Below are 18,334 nucleotides of genomic sequence, written 5' to 3'. Positions count from 1 at the left end.
TATTTATAGGAGCTTCAAGAAATTGTTAAAAGATTATCGTGGACAGTAGTGAAGATAACAATTAAAGCTGCCGAAAGTTCTACAAAGCCATTTGTAGTAAACTTTCGGCACTTTTTTAATAGTTAAAAAGAAACATCCATTTATGTTTATTGAGCAACCTGCAAAATGGCTTCGTTGGTTATATCCCAATGCATTGTGGCGAATGGATAAGAAAGTACATGCGGTTTATCTTACCTTCGATGACGGTCCTGTGCCAGAATCAACACCTTTTATATTAGATACGCTCGCCAAATATAATGTCAAAGCAACTTTCTTTATGGTAGGTGAGAATGTTTTGCGATACCATGATTTGTACAATCGCATCGTTGAAGAGGGACACCAAGTAGGCAATCACACCTTTAACCACATGGGGTCGTTCAAACATTGGGCATTAACTTACGGCATCAATACAGAGAAAGCGAACGAATTAATACACGCACACCTGTTTCGTCCACCGCATGGATGGATGCGATGGTCGGTATATTGGTGGCTATCGAAGCGTTATAAGATTGTGATGTGGGACTTAGTAACGCGCGATTATTCTAAATGGATGACACCTGAAGACGTGCTTAAGAACGTTAAACGTTATGCTCGAAATGGGTCAATCATTACCTTCCACGATTCTATGAAAAGTATCGAAAAACTAAAGTATGCACTACCAGAAGCGCTAAAGTGGTTGAAAGAACAAGGATATGAATTCAAAACTTTCGACTGAGATAAAACAAGAAGCGCTAAAATTGGGCTTTACAAAATGTGGAATTGCACAAGCTAAAGCCGTTGACGAATGGACTGCCACGCAGTATAAGCAGTGGATTGCAGAAGAAAAGTGCGCAAGTATGGACTATATGCGCAACAACATCGACAAAAGATTAGACCCTCGAATGCTCATGGAAGGCGTGAAAAGCATCGTATGTGTTGCACTTAACTACGCTCCTGCGCAATTCATGCCCGAAAAAGAATGGCAATTGGCTGCTTATGCTTATGGGCAAGATTATCATTATATTGTTAAGAATAAGCTAAGACAGCTTGCTCAACACTTTGGATTTCATGAGATAATCCCACCCAATAATCCAACCAACGACGGTGATGCTATTCATTATCGCGTGTTTTGTGACTCTGCACCCATACTGGAACGTTATTGGGCTGTGCAAGCAGGATTGGGTTGGTTGGGGAAGCATCATCAACTCATTGTTCCAAAGGCTGGGAGTATGTTCTTTTTAGGGGAGCTTTTCCTTGATATTGAGCTAACCTTTGACACACCCATGGAAAGCCATTGCGGCAATTGTAGAGCTTGCATTGAGGCTTGTCCGTCGGGAGCAATTCAGTTAGATTCATCTTTAGATGCCAATAAATGTTTATCCTACCAGACCATAGAGAACCGAGGAGAACTGGCAGAGGATGTAGCTAAGGATATGGGTGACATGTTTTATGGCTGCGACAGATGCTTACGAGCATGCCCATGGAATCGCTTTTCAAAACCTAATGACACGCCAGAATTGCAGCCAAAGACGGAACTTTTAGAAATGACACGTGACAAATGGATGAATTTATCTGTGGAAAACTACCAAAAACTCTTCAAAAAAAGTGCGGTAAAGCGTGCCAAATACGAAGGACTGATGCGTAATATCCGAGCCATTGCATCGTTATCAAAGAACAAAAACAAAGAATAAAACACACTACACCATGTCACAAGAAATACCACACAATACGATTGAAAAGGAGGTTGCCATCTTTTTTCATCACTATGCGCTTGAAATACTTACCAAACAGCACGTAGACAGGACCAACAAGCGACAGGTTAAAGAGGCTTTGTTAGAACATTATGAACAAATATATCCTGCATTTAGTCAAACGAAAGTATTTAAAAGGTGTTTTCAAAAGGCAGAGCATGAAGCAATGGTAGCAGCTTATCGCACTAATTTTTCTTTGCTCTTAGATGGCTACTTACCCACCATTGACAACGAATAACAACCAAATCATTTAGAAGAAAAGGTCAGAAAATGGGGTGAACGACAGAATAAGAAGGACAAAAGCACCAGTGCAATGGTATGACGCTGGTGCTTTTGTGTACGTTATGGGTTCGAATGAGTGCAAAATGTTAATCCTTATTGCATCTCATATACAATGTTCATGAGTTTTTGTCCCAATGCTTCTGCCTCTTCTTGCGTTGCTGCCTCACTGTAAACACGAATGATTGGCTCGGTATTGCTGGCTCTCAAGTGAACCCACTTGTCAGCGAAATCAATCTTTACACCGTCTATATCCGTCACTTTCTCATCCGCATACATCTCCTTGATACGATCTAAGATAGCACTGATATCAGTCTCTGGTGTCAGGTCAATACGGTTTTTCGCCATACAGTAGTTGGGATAAGACTTGCGAAGCTCGCTCACTTTGCAACCTTTATGTGCCAAAGAAGACAAGAACAAAGCAATACCCACCAAGGCATCTCTACCATAATGGCTTTCAGGATATATCACTCCCCCATTGCCTTCACCACCAATAACAGCATTAACCTCTTTCATTTTGGTGGTTACATTCACTTCTCCAACCGCAGAGGCAACGTATTTACCTCCGTGTTTCTCTGTAATATCACGCAATGCACGTGTAGAACTCAAGTTAGAAACCGTATTACCGGGGGTATGACTCAACACATAGTCTGCCACACTTACCAGCGTGTACTCCTCACCGAACATGGTTCCGTCTTCGCAAATAAATGCCAAACGGTCAACATCGGGGTCCACTACGATACCTAAGTCGTATTTCCCGCTTGCCATCTCGCTCATGATACCACCAAGGTTTTTAGCCAATGGCTCTGGATTGTGCGCAAAATCACCCGTGGGTTCACCGTTAAGAAACGTGTATTGAACACCCAGTGCATCCAACAACTTGGGCAGAATGATGCCACCTACGCTGTTGATACTATCCACCACTACATTGAATTTTGCATTTTTGATAGCAGGCAAATCCACGAGTTTGAGTCCTAAAACATCGTCAATATGCCGCTGATCATAAGAATTATCTTCTGTGTACTTACCCAAATGGTCGACATCAGCGTATTCAAAATCTTCTTTTTCAGCAATATCCAACACCTCGTTGCCGTTAGCCTTGGTTAAGAATTCACCCTCATGGTTGAGTAGTTTCAGCGCATTCCACTGTCTTGGGTTATGACTTGCGGTGATGATAATTCCTCCTGCCGATTGAGACATTCTTACTGCAAGTTCGGTAGTTGGCGTCGTTGCCAATCCTATATTGATAACGTCATAGCCCATTCCCATTAATGTTCCACACACAATGTTCTTCACCATCTCACCCGAAATGCGCGCATCACGTCCTACTACAATTGTTTGGCTATCCGACTTTCCGCTCCGACGTATGAAAGTTGCGTAAGCAGATGTAAACTTAACGATGTCCAGAGGGTTCAGCGTGTCGCCAGAACGTCCTCCAATCGTTCCTCGAATACCAGAAATAGACTTAATTAATGTCATGGTTTTTATATTTTAGAGTAAACTTTTACGGTTTAAGACACCCGCTACACGTTACTTACCTCGCTGGTAGGTAATATCGTATAGACAAGGATATACACTTTGTCGAGCATACGAATGGTTACTGGAGTGTGGCACAATTAGGCGTACACGTGCAATCTCGTCACCATCATGTGCTGGTCTTCCCAAACGAATGTATGAAAATGGAACTAATAACCCTGATGGAACTTCTGTGCTACGATAAGCTAAAGCCATCAAACTCTCCCCTTTCACAAAAGATGCCGTAAAGGTTCCGCTGGTATTACGCACCATCATCTTATCTACAATCGCTGAATAATAGGGACCTTGGTTGGATAGTTGAACAGAATCTGTCATCAGATTACGTTCTGTAAAACGACACAACACATTCGCTGTCTCACCATTCTTAATTTTCTCACCCGTTCCTTTACGCCGAATTTGCATATACACACCGGTACTACTCAACAGCACATACTCATTTTGCGCTACATTTGTAGTATAATCCTGTGAGGCAAATGTCGTTTCTGAAATCACCTTTACAGCCGAATCAGCAATAAACTTATTGATGGCACTGCGCTCTGCTTCTTTTTGGTCTGCATAGGTTTGGCGGTCTCTACATGATGCAAAAAAGCAAACGGAAAGAATGGTTATGAGGGAAAAAACTATTTTCTTCATGATTTAATCATCTATAATTAATGTGCAAATATAAGCAAACTCGACAAAAGGACAAAGGAATACGCTTTCCTTTTAAGGAATATTGACGGTGTGAGAAGCACGCTTCCATCACTTTACTAACGCTTCAATAAATCCTCAAAATGCGTAATCGCTTGTCTCACCACTTCTTCTGCCTCACTTAACGAGCAATGTAAACGCCCGCCACTGGCATTGACATGCCCACCTCCATTAAAATAAAGTGCTGCCATCTCATTACATGGAAAGTCGTCTACCGACCGCAAACTCACCCACACCAACTGCTCTCGACGGTCATCTTCGCGTAGAGAAATAGACAATTTCATTCCTTTTATCGAAAGAGGCATGTTCACCAAGCCTTCGGCATCGCCCTTGATGAAATGAAAATCACGCATTTCTTGTCGTGAAATGGCAAAATAAGACGCATGATAATCTTCAAACACGTTCAATTTCTGAAACATGATATAGCCCCGAAGACGTATAGCCCACTGACTGTAGTTATTGAATACGTTGCGATATATCTTATCTTTGTCAAAACCTTTTGTCAACAACTGACTGATAATAAAGAAGATTTCGGGGTGTGAGGAGTTGTATGTAAAGCCTCCAGTATCGGTCATCATACCGCAATATATCGCTATGGCACAGTCACGACTCATCAACTCGAATCCTCCCAGCTGCCAAATCAATCTAAAAATCAGCTCACTGGTACTGCAAGCGGTGGTTTCCGACAACGACAGTACCGTTTCCATATCGGGATTTGTGTGATGATCTATCATTACACGTGGTGCAGTACAGGCATCTAACACTGCTTGCATTTCATCCACTCTATTGGTTGCGCCGAAGTCAAGGCAAAACACCAGATGGGCTTTCTCAAACAATTCCTTTACTTCTTCGGGATGCTTGTCATACCGAATCACACGATGACTATTGGGAAGCCATTGCAGAAAATCGGGATAAGCGTCTGGCACTACTACCGTAGCTTGCTTACCACATTGATTTGTTAAATAATCACACCAAGCCAAAGACGAACCCAAAGCATCGCCATCTGGCGACTTATGCCCACAGATAACAATGTGTTGTGCATCAGAAATCAGTTGCTGCAACAACTTCAACGCTGCTGGAGCAAGAATGTCAATATTCATATCAACGAAAGTGTTGTTGAGTTGTTGAGTTTCAAGTTTTTTGTTAACGAGTCAAAACACTCGCCAATGGCTGCGCTCTTGATGTAACTATTTACGTTGGTATCGTGAACTTAGTCAGAAGGACGCATTGAAAACTTCAAGCCCAACAACTCAATCACTAATAAAACTTAGAACAACCGATTGGGATATACTCCCTCCTCAATTAACTTTTGAATGCGGTCAACGGTTGCCTGACGGTCAGCTGCGTAGGTCACACCAAACCATTTGCTGGTTGTATCCAGCACCTTTACCGTAGCAGTGCCTTCATGTATCAACTTGTTGACCATTAAAGGAATGAAGAACTCTGCCTTCAAATTTTCCATATTCTTTGCGTCAGACAAGAATTCCTTGAAGTATTCGTCGCTGTACTCAAAATAATCGGGTGTGAAACCCCACATATTCATCGAAACAGGGGTATTGTCTTCTACAGCAACCCACTTACCTTCTTCATCCTTATAACAAACCTTTCCGTCCACACGCATTATCTCGGTACGCTCTACTACCTCAGTAAGATGTCCTTCATTGTCCTTCGAGCAAATGCCACGTGCCACAGTTCCATTTTCAGAGAGTGTGTTACCAACACGGAAGCCCACCATTGAATATCGATTCTTTGAGCCTTCTGGCAGTTCGGAAAGGAATTTTCCCATCACCATATAGGCATCTCGATTGTAGAAGTCATCACAGTTAATCACGCAGAATGGTTCATGTATCAAGCCTTTTGCCATCATCACGGCATGGTTAGTACCCCAAGGTTTCTGACGACCTTCAGGAACTGTGAAGCCTTCTGGAAGCTTGTCCATCGCCTGAAAGCAAACTTCAGCGGGAATATGTCCTTCGTATTTAGACAGCACCTTCTGTCTAAAATCGTCTTCAAAGTCTTTTCTGATCACAAAAACGATTTTCCCAAAGCCAGCCTTGATAGCATCATAAATGGAGTAATCCATAATCGTTTCACCGTTAGGTCCTAAGCCGTCTAATTGTTTCAGACCGCCATAACGGCTACCCATACCAGCTGCAAGCAATAATAATGTAGGTTTCATTATTTATAATTTTTAGAGTTAGAATATCGACAGTAGAATGATTCTATTGTTTACTGCATTTGTTTGTCATGCAAAGATAATAAAATCCTGCACAAATGAAGACATTTCACCAGATAAATAGAAAGCTCCGTAACAACTAATTTGTGAGAGATGTCTCTCTATCGCTATCGGTCAAAGGTGTAAAACAGACTGTTTTCCACACCAAAACAGACTGTTTTGCCATAGAAAACAGTCTATTTTGGATTCATACCCCAACGCTTTTCCCAGTCAACGACTTGGAGAGAATGCGCAAAAATATTAGAATGGATAGCCAATAGCGAGATGAAAACTGTTGCCGTCCCTAAACGAAGGGATGTTATAAATGCCTTTACGCTCTGTATGGTAAGGCACATGAATTGCAATACCCCAATCCAAACGAATGACAAACAACTTCATGTCATAACGTATGCCACAACCTGTTCCTACCGCCATGTCTGTAAGTAGGCTTTTCCATCGTAGTTTCCCACCGGGTCGTTGGTCCGACTTTTGCAACGTCCAGACATTGCCTGCATCTAAAAAAATGGCTCCATAAATATCACCAAATAAGTGAGGACGGAACTCAAGGTTGGTTTGGAACTTCACATCTCCAGTTTGTTCGACATACGACATGCGCTTATTTTGGGGTCTGTATTTCCCTGGTCCGATGCTTCTTACATTGAAAGCACGAACACTGTTGGCACCTCCCACGTAAAATTGTTCATAATATGGCGCTTCTGTAGCATTGCCATAACTATAAACAACGCCCGCATTGATATGCCCTACCAATGAATGATTTTCGCCGATACGCCACAATTTCACAAAGTCTGTTTCTACTTTGACAAATTGAGCATAAGGGTTTTTGAACATCTTTTTATTCTTTTCATTCCATTTTTCACCAGCAGCCATGTACCCAAGAGAGAGGATATTGGCGGCTTCGCTAACAGTGGTCTTCCATGCAATAGGACTACGATAGTCTCGAGGACTGGTATATTGATAAGAATAACTCATCTTCGGCACAAACTGATCGCGCATAGAAATCTGCAAATATGGGTTCTTGTCCAAGAGAACCCTAAACGAGTCTGTCTGACTGGTCATGTATTCATAGGACAACGTCAGTGGGCTAAACTCATGATAAGACTGAGGTGAGGTGTTAAATTGATAGGTTAAATCGCCAGAGATGACATGCCGCTTGAAATAATCTGCACGATTCAAGATGTTATTCGACATTCTTAAAATCGTTACTGGAACCCCATAAAAACGGCGTTTTCTTATTCTTCTGCCTTCATCTATTCGCAGGCTATCTCGGACAGACCGCCTTTGAGCTGTCCAAAAGAGATTCTTCGGTGTCAACATTCGTGGGAAGATAACAGAAATATCTCCACCATATTCGTACGAATTCATTTTAGACGAGGAGCCTTCTGCATGATGCCCCGTTTGCCACTCATACGACCCATGCAAATTAATGTCTAACTTCTCTGCACCTCGGAAGGCATTTAATTTAGTGAAACCCAACACCAGTTCTGGGCCAAAACGATTGGATGTTTTTCCTTTGGCATTGGCATTGACATAAAAACTATAACGTTTGTCAAAAACACAATCGACATCTACATCGAGTGTGTCACACAGAGGCGAATGATTTCGGAGCGTAAATTTGAAACTACTGTAATTAAATAGTCCTGTTGCGTGCATGTAATCATTCGACGTCTCTTGGTTAGAAAGGCTATAAAGCTGTCCCGGACGCAACTTCAAAGCAGAATATATCACTCCGGGACGTAGCGGTGCTTTACTTCCATGATAGTGCAAAGTAAAGATACGTTGTTGGAGCGAATCGGTCAGCTCTTCGGTGAACTCATTTCGTAAATTCACATTCACCTTACCAATATACCACTGACGTTTCACCATTGCATCCAAACTGTCAGCTTGCTGATAACGCAGTTGTACCTTGCAAGGTGCTTGTAAGGTATCTGCCAAATAAGACGCATCGGTTGGTTTAGCATAATAATAACCATTGTTGCGCAACAAACGACTGATACGTTGACGCTCTGCCTCGAGTGCTGGCACACTAAAGGGACTTCCCTTCTTGATGAGCGCATCTTCATGTGTTGCCCGAATTAAGCTATCTGCATGGGGTGTAAAGTTCAGATAGCGAATGGAGTCCAATTGCCATAACGGTCCCATGTGGACACGGTATGCCACTTTGGCTTTCTTGGGATGGTTCTGTGGCACAATCTCATAGTCTACTTTCCCATGGAAATAACCCAATTTCTTTAATTGGAGTTCACCTACCGACTTTCGAAGAGCTGGATTTACTTGGCTCAAGAGCTTGGGTCTTGACCCAAAAGCACGTGTTAACCATCGACTAACGGCACTGGTGTCTGGAGACAGTGCATTCCATATCCATAGTCTTACAGGGAATGGAGTTCGGTAATAACTACTGCCAAGAAAAGCACCTGTAGGAGCTGTTGCCAATACCGACTCCATTTCAGACTTGGTGTATTCTGCATGTTCGCTCTTCTCAGCATCATCAAATTCTATTTTCTTCAGTCCCGTAAAGAGTTGTTCACCATCAGGAATAGCGCTGGTGGTAGAACATGCCGTAACTATCAATGATAGAAGTGCGCATAAGAGAATAAAATTATTGCATTTTCTGTATTTCATTTGGGATAGAATCTTTCTTTTGAGGTTGTATAGGGTCAAAGACTTTTTTATCACTCTTGAACCTAAAGATATCTTTGAAATGTGCCAATTTACGACGCCATGTGAAACCTACGCCATATTCCCCGATGAGTCCTTCCAACCAATCGTAGGTGTTGTTGTTATAAAACAGGCGGAGATACTGACTTGCATTCTGATTCAAACGGTATTCAAGTTCCACGTTGTCAAAGAAATACTCATCTCTATCCGCCATTATCTCTTCTCCTGACGACACCTTTCCACCTACAATCACACGTAATCTGTTGTTCCACAAGCGTTTTGAAAAGCGGAAATTATAATCCGTATGTATACCACCTGTGGCAGTGGTGCTATTGTCAATGCTCATTCCCAAGTCAAGTCCCATGGAACGCATGGCTGACCCAGCAATGTCATTGATTTGCGATTCGAGATAAGAACTCAAGGCATTGTTCATTGAGAACGAAGCCATATTGCCATCAGTGAGATACATCCCTGACACCAACATGGTGATGGCGACCTTACCTCTGCCCTCCACAGTCATGGTGTTCAGTTCGTCTTGAATGGTGACATCATTTGGAGCATTGATGATAAATTCGATGCCAGGATTGTCTAAGTTTTGAGACAACTTCACTCCACAATCAAAGTCCACCACTCTACCCGCTCCAGTTCCTGCGTTCACCGTTGCCTTGATATCCTCAGTAGCAGTGATATGAAGCTTTGGATTCATGGGATCGCCCGAGAATTCTATATAACTACCGTTTTGAATGTCGAACGTTTTGAGGGGTATGACAGGCAGAGAGTATTTCATTTCTCCTGTATTTAGCGTGTAACGTCCTGTCAGTTGGAAATTATCTACAGGATTATAATTCATTCGAAGTTCACCGCCTCCTTGCAAATCTATATAGTTTGTATGGTCAGCATTGAGCATACAAACAATGTGTGCCGCCTCATCAATCGTTGTAGCTAAGGACATATCAAACCCTCTCAGTTTAGGACGTTGAACCACTTCTACGACAGAATCTTTGAAATTGGTGAATTTCACCAGCTCTTCTAACTGATTGTCGGTTGACAATTCACTGTCTCTAAGCACATAAGTCATATCCGTTGTCCCTAAAACATTCAGCACACCTCGCATGCGAAGGTTATCAACAGGACCTCGCATCGTACCTAAGAAGTCGACGAAGGCTTTGCCATAGGCTTGTGAACGTGGGTTTTCTCTGGCATCAATGATTTCAAAGTTTTGGGCTCTCATGCGAATGTTGAGCATCATCTTATCTAAATTAGAGAAGTCGAACGTTCCATAAATATTCAAAGGACTATTGTTATTGGCAAACAACTCAAAGTTTTCAAACTTTAACTGGCTATGAGCTATCTTCACTGGGTCATTGGCAAAGCGCATCTCTATGCCATAAGGCTCACTGAAAATATAAGAAGAATCCAAGAACACCTCACCATCAATATCTGGTTTCGAAGCCGTACCCGTGAGCATGATATCGCCATCTGCATAGCCTCGCAACCCAATAATCCTATCAGGAATAAAGCCATTTACCAACTGAAGTGGCAGTCGTTCCAAAGTGAGTTTGGCGTCTAAACGATCCCTTTTACCATAAGTACCGGACACCTTCGCTACTTCTTGTCCCTCACTATAAAGCACACCATCGATGAAATGAGAGCCGTCAGACTTAGGCATATATACGAATTCAGAACTCAGATTGCCCATTGGACTCTTCTCATAGTACATATTTTGCACTCCGACAGATGAAGAAATAGACAATTGATCTTTGGTTTGAATGACGTGGAAGTCACCATTTAGCGTACCAGCAATGTTGGGTACATAAGGAATTGCACTCAAGATATTTTGCAAAGTAACTTTATGTACAGAGAACGTAACATCTTGCAACACATCTGCATGGTCGTCGTTAGACAATATCTGTATGCCAGTACCGTCTTTCGAGCGTAGGCTCATTTGCGCAGAGATACGCTTATTCTTACCAATAAATAGATAGTTATCTTGATTGACGTCAAAATCTTTATAACCTATAACTTGCTTGGTGCTATCCAAATGGGTGCGTATTCCATTCGGCTCTAACTCAGCCGACAGACCTAATGCGATGCCCAAACGCCCTTGTTCATCAAATAATTTTGTACGAAGACTTGTTCCTTTTTCACTCAAGTTGCCTTGTGCTATGGCTTTGAAAACATATTGGGGATTGAAAGCATTGTTTTCGATTCGAGCAGCGTATGTAGTACCTTCCTCATTGAAATTCAACGTTAGGTTCACTGTATCCAACTGGATGCTATCAATCAATAGCTTTTCAATAAGTAACCGTCCATCTAAGCCTTCATGTGGCGATGAAAAGAAGTCTACCGAGGCTTGATTTAATTCGATACCATACTTTCGCATGAAGTTGACCAATACATTTTTGTTACCTGTATGGAGGTGAAAATTAGCATTGGGCAAATGAGCTCGCAACTTTGGTTCATCAATCAAGTTCTCCTTTAACTGTCGCTGCACTTCCTTCATAAAGCCATTACTGTGGCTAAGTAATCGTTGATACCCATAACCACTCTGTAACATCAATTGAAAATCTCCTGTTTGGAAGTTCACATCTGTCGTATCTCGTCGCGTCAAGACATTCAGATTGATGGGTTCAGCATGGTAACGACGCCCATTATCAAGGATGGTGAGGTCATCAATATCGCCAGCAATACGATAATTGTTGTTGAAATCAGTGGAGATGTTTAACTTGCTTTTCAGACCTACAACAAGTGAGTCGTCCATCAGTCGATGCAAGTCAAGATGCCGTAAGTCTGTTTGTAGATTGGCTTGTACATGTCTCGAGTTTGTCAACGCATCAAACTTAACGTCGCCTCTCATAAAAGAATTATTGCTATGTATCAATCCTTTCGCATGCCCATTCTTTACAGTTACATCAGCAGTCGTCGCATCCAACTGATATTTATCATACGAAAATTTATCAATTTGAGCTTTGGCAATCAGTTGAGTCTTAGGTGACAAGAAATCAAAGCCATGCCCTTTCAAGTCAATTTTCCCCGTGAAAGGATGTAAACCTTGATTGGGAAGGAAATGTTGTAACGGCAATCGACTCGCATTAAGCTTCGCTTGATAACTCTGTTTCGACGCATCCAACTGTACGTTAGCATTCAAGATGCCCCCTCCCTGTTGTGCCTTAAAGGTAGAAGTGTATTGCTGACCATTTACTGCTACATGTCCTTTGAAGTCAATATTCTGCGGAATGGTGACACGCTTTCGGGTTGCTGGACTCAGAAAGGCTTTTACAAAATCAAGCTTTCCTGTGCTCACATTCAACATGGCATCAGCTTTCAAGTGGTCAATGTCGTTGAGATTGGCAACATAACCTGTCGCCTTTGCTTTGAGAGCAGTGGGCAAATTCACCCGTAAATCATGGAAATTCATTCGTTGCAAGTTGCCCTGTACCTTTCCATCTATCACCAAAGGGGAGCGAGGCCATTGCTTTCGAACATCCACAGGAATGCTTCCCATGAATCTTACCAAATCATTTTTGCCCAAAGACGCATGAAGTGTCAAATTCAACTTACCTGGATTCTGATTCGCAAAGCTATTCAAATCCATGTCAGCATCTGCCAATAAGTTGGATGATGATGTTCTCATCTTGACCTGACGCATATACAGCTTTGTAGAATCTAATGCCAATGCACCAGACAACTTCTGTAAATCAAAGCCACTTTTCTCCTTAAAAGCCATTTGGCGGACATTCAATTTGAGCTTTGACCCATGATATTGAAGCGCATCTATACCGACCTCAATATTACTTAAAGCGAGATGATTGTAATCTATTCCTTTCGTTCTGCCCTTCCATTTATTATCATAATTCAGCTCGCCATCTGTCCAATCGAACCTTCCTACTTGATAATTTCCTTCTCCAAGGTCAAAGAAACCTTTGGAAACCTTTGCTTTTCCAAGATATGTTCGCACTTGTAGAGTATCTCCTGGGAAATGAACAGTAACATCCGTGTGACGGACTTGTAAATCATCTACATTTATTTTCCAAATTGATTTGGACTGACTGGTATCTTCGGGAACAGTATCGGACAAGGTAACCACTAACTTTGCATCTTCCAAAGCTAATTTATCAACATTGACAACCGAACCACTAATGTCTATTCCATGACTGACCAATGCCAACTGTCCGATAGTGCCACGAACATGAGCTGCAGCAATAAAATCGGATGAGTTGAGGTGTAAGCCTTCAAACTTCAGCTCATCAATCTCCACCTTCTTTTTGAACAAAGGCAACAACTGTACGTCTGCGACCATTCGTTGCGCAAACCCAATCGTGTCCTTCATCTGTGGTAGGGAGTCATTGGGTCTGATAATAAGCACATTCTCCATGCTTAAATCAAGTGGAAATGCCAACCTCACCTTGTCTATCGACACCTCTAAACCCAACTTCTTAGAAGCATAACGGGTCGTTTGCTGTACCAACCATTGCTGTACAGGTGGCATATAGAGCAGGATTGCAACGAGAGTAAGAAGCAATGCAGGAATACCTATGATGCTTACAATCCAGATAAGTGCTTTTTTCATAAATACATTGTCAAGTGAGTCGTATCATTCAACGGGCACACGATATTATTGCAAAGTAAACATTTTTTAATGTAAAATCCGAATTTTCTATCCTCTTTTTATCCTAAACTTTTGATTTTAACAGCAAAGACGAATGTGCAAACAACTTTTTCTTGTAAAAAATCGTCTCCCATTGACTATCATTAAAAGCTTAAAAAGGCTCTCGAAAAACTATCCGAGAACCTTTTTACCTAACGAATTCTTACTTAAATATTCAACAATCTGTTAGGTGCAAAAGTAGCTAAAAAAGTTATTTGCTCCAATCCTTATTTATGATGAATTATCAAGTTTGGCTCTATGCGTTATATGCACCACAGTGAGGGCATCTGCCTTTGCTTGGAATAGGTTGCCCACAATGACCACAAACATATTGAGGGCGGGCATGGTGAAGGTATTGGCGAACTGCAAAAACAACGTATAGTAGGAGCAATGGATAACCAATATAATACAAAGTCGTCAGTCCAAAGACAATATAATTGACCGCACATACTGCCAACAGCCCACTTAAATACATCACAGCATCGGTAAAAGGAAGTCGATGACGAACATCGTCCACAGCTGCCAATCCCACGATAAGCATTCCCCAAACCATACATAGAAACACCATTAACAATCCGGGTACTGAAAATGGATTGAGTGTGGGATGATAATAAAAGTGACGCCACATGTCAGGAGCGAAATTTTGAATGCTGGCATACAGGGTAGAAGCAATAGCTACCATGATACAAAGCAAGGTTGGATAGAACGAAGGGATGTCCTTAAAATGTACAATCCATGCTTTTTCTTGGAACAGGCGACGCATCCAGTAGGCGATGGCTATCAAGGAAATAACAATCAAGAATATAAGTAAGTGAGTATCCGAGAAGGTAGAGATGAACTGTGAAATAGGATCGTCAGGGACGACATTCGGCAAGAGTTGCGTTTCATGAATCCATCCAAAGGTATGTTGGTCGCTCGCAAGCTGCACCCACACTGAATCTACGCTGTCTGTGGGAAGCATACGAATGTCTGCCACCACCACATGACTATGGCGTTTTAATACCAATGTATCCACGAGCAAGCCTGACAACACTTCTTCGGGCTGTTGTTCAAACAAGACAAGCGAATCACTCTTCACTATAAAATTATAGTTGTTGGTGTAATGATGCGATGAGTAAAAGTGTAAAGAGTCTACTTGATCCTGACTCAAAGGTATCAAGGCTTCCGATTTTTGCGCGGGTCGATGATAACACGAACTCAACATGACTACCCAAAGTAGCCCTATGAGTCCTATTTTTCTCAAGTAAAAACTTGGATGAAACATGGCAAAAAATCCGTTCCCCTTATTCATCTGCATAAACGTTCATTTGACATTCGTCACACTTAAACTCCAATCTAAACATCTTTCCGTCTGCCAATCTGAGTCTGAGTGGCTCTTTCCATGTGGGTTTCTTACCGCCCTTGCGTACACAATAGCCCAAACTATAACGTAAACAGTGGCGACACTGCATTATCAGCACAGCCTGCTGCGCTGTAGATTGCGACTTGCTTTGTGGGTTCACCTCGTATGCGTCTTCTATCATCGTGAGTCCTTGACGCTTGTAGAAGGATTTGGCAACAGAATTGGAGATGTTATAAATATAAGGAAACTTTTGATATTCGGGTTGCCAAGTCAATCGTGCGTTCTTGCGCGCAATAGTCTTTGGTGCTGCAGAAGGAACCGACTGTTCTATTTCAAGTCGTGCGATAACCTGCCTGCGCAAGGTTGCCAAGACACTCGAAGGAATAAAATAACGCGCTACCTCTTCATCCAATTCGATATGCGTAGCCACATAAGGAGTGTTTCCCAACTTTGCCAACTGACGTAAAATGTTATCACGCTGAGATTTTTGAGCAAACTGAGCCTCTATTTCCACCACTTCTTTTACCGCTCGAAGCCCTTTCCCACTCGCTTTTAACATCAAGCCGTGGTCAGACATCGACAGAGATAACGAAATGGGTATCTTACGTTCAGCCGTTTTTCCTGATAGAATTTTGTTAAAAGCCTCATCATTATTACGATACAACGACATGCCTGATTTCAATTGGCTTGGCATTTTCAAAGGATAAAGGCGGTTGCCTTTTGCTCGATTCACACGAAATCCCTCCAACTCTCCCCTTTCATTGATGAAACACAAACCGTCACCATTAGCGAAACTCGCTGTACCTGCTACATTAAAAGAGCCATGCGACAACTCTTTTACCTTGCCAACATACTCGCCCAATGCCTTAGGTGTAAGAGGAGAGTAAATGTCTGGTTGTCGCTGATGCAAGAAATAATTGGTATATCCTCGGTTAAAAGTCTTCTTCAAATTAGGTGTAAAGGTGTACGACACCTCCCCTATTGAGGCTCTTCGATAGTCGCCCGAGCGTCGTTCTATCATCTTGTTGAGTCGCTGAGAATATGCAGCAACCACATTTTTTACATAGTCAACATCCTTCAACCTACCTTCTATCTTAAATGAACACACGCCTGCGTCCGCCAAGTTCTCCAAATCATCTATTTGACTCAAATCTTTGAGTGATAAAAGATGCCGCTGATGCACAATTTCTTGACCGTTCGCATCTATTAAATCGAACTTCATTCTACAAAATTGTGCACACGTTCCTCGGTTCGCACTTCTGTGAAAACAGTGCTGCGAAGCGTAACAAAGCCCCGAATAGCTCACACACAAAGCCCCATGCACAAAAGCTTCGAGTTGCATTTCAGGCACCTGTTGGTGTATCTCCCTTATTTCTTGCAATGAGAGTTCACGTGCCAACACTGCTCGTTCAAAGCCTATGCTCTGCAACCAAGCCACTTTCTCCGCCGTGCGGTTGTCTGTTTGCGTGCTGGCGTGTAGTGCTGGCACATACGACCCATCGTTTGGCAACAATTGCAATATTGCCATATCCTGCACCAACAGCGCATCTACCTTGGCGTTGCACAATGCTCGCAAGAGATTTTTAGTGTCGTCCAACTCCGTTTCATAGATAATTGTATTCACCGTCACATACACCTTTGCCCCAAACTGGTGGGCATACAAACACAACTCACGGATGTCATCAATATCATTGCCCACCGATGCACGTGCTCCGAACTTCATTGCGCCGATATACACGGCATCGGCACCATGGTCAATGGCAGCCTTTCCGCATTCCAAGTTTTTGGCAGGAGCCAAGAGTTCTAACGTTCGCATGATGTTGCTTTTTATGGATACGTATGCTGAAAATTATCTCAGATACTCGTTGATCCAATTCATATATAACAAATGAGCATGTGCTCGCCACGTAACAACAGGACTCTTTGCAGGGTCATCGTCCAAGTAATAATGCTTGGGCAGTTCCACATCGTTGCGTTTTCCTAAGTCTCGCAGGTATTCTTGGTCGAGTGTACGGGGCGCATACTCCAAATGTCCCGTGATAAAGAACTCCTTTCCGCCCTTCGTCATACACATACTCACCCCACTCTCTTCCGACTCTGCCAACAGCACCAATTGATGGCAATGCACTATATCCGCCTTTCTAATTTCGGTATGGCGACTGTGCGGCATGCAGAACACATCATCAAACCCACGGAAAATGGGTACTTCAGGATGCAGCACCCGTTGAGGAAAGATGCCAAACATTTTCTTCGGAAGCGCATATTTATTGATACCTTCATGGAAATACAAGCCAGCTTGCGCCGCCCAACATATATATAAGGTAGATTTGAGCGAAGCCCTCGCCCACGAGAATATCTGCGTCAGCTCGTCCCAATAATCCACTTCTTCAAAATTCAAATGCTCTACAGGTGCGCCAGTGACGATGAGTCCATCGAACGGCTGCGATGACAATTCGTCAAAATAATGATAGTAAGCATCCATGTGAGCCGCTGGTACATGCGTTGGCGTATGCGACCGAAGCCTCATCCACGCCACTTCAATATCCAAAGGTGATGCCGACAGCAACCGCAAAATATCGGTTTCGGTCTGTAACTTGGTAGGCATCAAGTTCAATACGGCTATCTTGATAGGAACAGTATGTAGGCGCTGCTCCCTGAAATCTGCAACATCTACCGAGATGTTTTCAGATTTCAAGCGTTCGATAGCTGGAAAATGGGATGGAAGATATAACGACATGCACGCAATGATAACAGAGTATGAACGATTGACAACCATGTAAAGCGGTTGCGATGCAAAGGTACAAAAAAGGGGAAAGAAAGACTCATTTACGACCGTTCTTTTTCTCAAAACAGCTAAATATCGCACACCATCTCTATCACTCTACCATTGAAGAGTCATATTTTTACAACGAAGAGCACCCATAAAACAGCATTTATAATATTGTGGGTATGCTGTATATGAGGAGAATAAATGCTGAATTTTCTTTACAAAGTGCCTCTCAAAACTCGCGTGAAATCATCCAACAGCAAAGTTGGTCGCAAATACGCGAATTATGCGAAAGTTTCATAACCTCTTGTTATTTAATTTGTTACGTTTATCCCTGCTCTTTTTCTTCCTATTTTTACCACCTTTTGGCGATTAAAGCATTGAGATAAGCGTGCAATTTGCATGCTTTAAG

At 42.4% G+C, this 18,334-nt stretch carries 12 protein-coding genes; 3 read left to right on the top strand and 9 right to left on the bottom strand.

Annotation, left to right across the window (positions count from 1 at the left end):
- Positions 1-142: 142 nt before the first annotated feature.
- The 3 genes from HMPREF9304_RS06450 to HMPREF9304_RS06440 are packed head-to-tail and all read left to right on the top strand — an operon-like array spanning position 143 to position 2,007.
- Complete coding sequence (locus HMPREF9304_RS06450; RefSeq protein ID WP_036927562.1) at positions 143-754, top strand: polysaccharide deacetylase family protein; 612 nt, start codon at positions 143-145, stop codon at positions 752-754.
- A complete protein-coding gene (queG, locus tag HMPREF9304_RS06445) occupies positions 732-1,709 on the top strand; it encodes a tRNA epoxyqueuosine(34) reductase QueG (protein WP_036927559.1) in 978 nt (325 codons plus the stop codon). Before HMPREF9304_RS06450 ends, queG begins: the two co-directional genes overlap by 23 nt.
- A 13-nt stretch (positions 1,710-1,722) precedes the next feature.
- Complete coding sequence (locus HMPREF9304_RS06440; RefSeq protein ID WP_036927558.1) at positions 1,723-2,007, top strand: hypothetical protein; 285 nt, start codon at positions 1,723-1,725, stop codon at positions 2,005-2,007.
- Positions 2,008-2,144: 137 nt separating this feature from the next.
- On the opposite strand, the gene glmM is transcribed toward HMPREF9304_RS06440, so the two are convergent.
- From glmM to HMPREF9304_RS06395, 9 genes are all read right to left on the bottom strand, one after another.
- Positions 2,145-3,527: a phosphoglucosamine mutase gene (gene glmM, locus HMPREF9304_RS06435; protein ID WP_036927556.1), complete on the bottom strand. Its 1,383-nt coding sequence runs from the start codon at positions 3,525-3,527 to the stop codon at positions 2,145-2,147.
- 51 nt (positions 3,528-3,578) lie between these two features.
- Positions 3,579-4,217 (bottom strand): BamK family beta-barrel-assembly machinery protein, encoded by a 639-nt coding sequence (bamK, locus tag HMPREF9304_RS06430; RefSeq protein ID WP_036927554.1) that lies wholly within the window; start codon positions 4,215-4,217, stop codon positions 3,579-3,581.
- Between the two features lie 116 nt (positions 4,218-4,333).
- Positions 4,334-5,374 (bottom strand): DHH family phosphoesterase, encoded by a 1,041-nt coding sequence (locus tag HMPREF9304_RS06425; RefSeq protein WP_036927552.1) that lies wholly within the window; start codon positions 5,372-5,374, stop codon positions 4,334-4,336.
- Between the two features lie 167 nt (positions 5,375-5,541).
- On the bottom strand, positions 5,542-6,453 hold the full coding sequence (locus tag HMPREF9304_RS06420; RefSeq protein WP_036927550.1) for a glycosyltransferase family protein: 912 nt from the start codon (positions 6,451-6,453) through the stop codon (positions 5,542-5,544).
- 297 nt (positions 6,454-6,750) lie between these two features.
- Complete coding sequence (gene tamL, locus HMPREF9304_RS06415; protein ID WP_036927549.1) at positions 6,751-9,129, bottom strand: translocation and assembly module lipoprotein TamL; 2,379 nt, start codon at positions 9,127-9,129, stop codon at positions 6,751-6,753.
- Positions 9,107-13,735, bottom strand: a complete 4,629-nt coding sequence (locus HMPREF9304_RS06410) for a translocation/assembly module TamB domain-containing protein (RefSeq protein ID WP_036927547.1) — start codon at positions 13,733-13,735, stop codon at positions 9,107-9,109. Before HMPREF9304_RS06410 ends, tamL begins: the two co-directional genes overlap by 23 nt.
- A gap of 334 nt (positions 13,736-14,069) precedes the next feature.
- Entirely contained in the window at positions 14,070-15,077 is a 1,008-nt protein-coding gene (locus tag HMPREF9304_RS06405) for a zinc ribbon domain-containing protein (protein WP_036927566.1), read from the bottom strand.
- Between the two features lie 19 nt (positions 15,078-15,096).
- Positions 15,097-16,971 carry a peptidase U32 family protein gene (locus tag HMPREF9304_RS06400; protein WP_036927545.1) on the bottom strand — a complete coding sequence of 625 codons (1,875 nt, stop codon included), beginning with the start codon at positions 16,969-16,971 and terminating at the stop codon, positions 15,097-15,099.
- Between the two features lie 33 nt (positions 16,972-17,004).
- The gene (locus tag HMPREF9304_RS06395; RefSeq protein WP_036927564.1) at positions 17,005-17,892 is read right to left on the bottom strand and encodes a homoserine O-succinyltransferase; all 888 of its coding nucleotides are present in this window, start codon (positions 17,890-17,892) and stop codon (positions 17,005-17,007) included.
- Positions 17,893-18,334: the final 442 nt, after the last annotated feature.

Origin of the sequence: Hoylesella timonensis S9-PR14, from assembly GCF_000762405.1 — a bacterium.
In the GTDB taxonomy this organism is placed as follows: domain Bacteria; phylum Bacteroidota; class Bacteroidia; order Bacteroidales; family Bacteroidaceae; genus Prevotella; species Prevotella timonensis_A.
Note: the sequence above shows the minus strand (reverse complement) of the source record. Positions and strands in the feature narration are given on the sequence as shown.

Coding starts and splice junctions, on each gene's coding strand:
- HMPREF9304_RS06450 (WP_036927562.1), top strand. CDS start 143: ATGTTTATTGAGCAACCTGCAAAATGGCTTCGTTGGTTATATCCCAAT.
- queG (WP_036927559.1), top strand. CDS start 732: ATGAATTCAAAACTTTCGACTGAGATAAAACAAGAAGCGCTAAAATTG.
- HMPREF9304_RS06440 (WP_036927558.1), top strand. CDS start 1,723: ATGTCACAAGAAATACCACACAATACGATTGAAAAGGAGGTTGCCATC.
- glmM (WP_036927556.1), bottom strand. CDS start 3,527: ATGACATTAATTAAGTCTATTTCTGGTATTCGAGGAACGATTGGAGGA.
- bamK (WP_036927554.1), bottom strand. CDS start 4,217: ATGAAGAAAATAGTTTTTTCCCTCATAACCATTCTTTCCGTTTGCTTT.
- HMPREF9304_RS06425 (WP_036927552.1), bottom strand. CDS start 5,374: ATGAATATTGACATTCTTGCTCCAGCAGCGTTGAAGTTGTTGCAGCAA.
- HMPREF9304_RS06420 (WP_036927550.1), bottom strand. CDS start 6,453: ATGAAACCTACATTATTATTGCTTGCAGCTGGTATGGGTAGCCGTTAT.
- tamL (WP_036927549.1), bottom strand. CDS start 9,129: ATGAAATACAGAAAATGCAATAATTTTATTCTCTTATGCGCACTTCTA.
- HMPREF9304_RS06410 (WP_036927547.1), bottom strand. CDS start 13,735: ATGAAAAAAGCACTTATCTGGATTGTAAGCATCATAGGTATTCCTGCA.
- HMPREF9304_RS06405 (WP_036927566.1), bottom strand. CDS start 15,077: ATGTTTCATCCAAGTTTTTACTTGAGAAAAATAGGACTCATAGGGCTA.
- HMPREF9304_RS06400 (WP_036927545.1), bottom strand. CDS start 16,971: ATGCGAACGTTAGAACTCTTGGCTCCTGCCAAAAACTTGGAATGCGGA.
- HMPREF9304_RS06395 (WP_036927564.1), bottom strand. CDS start 17,892: ATGTCGTTATATCTTCCATCCCATTTTCCAGCTATCGAACGCTTGAAA.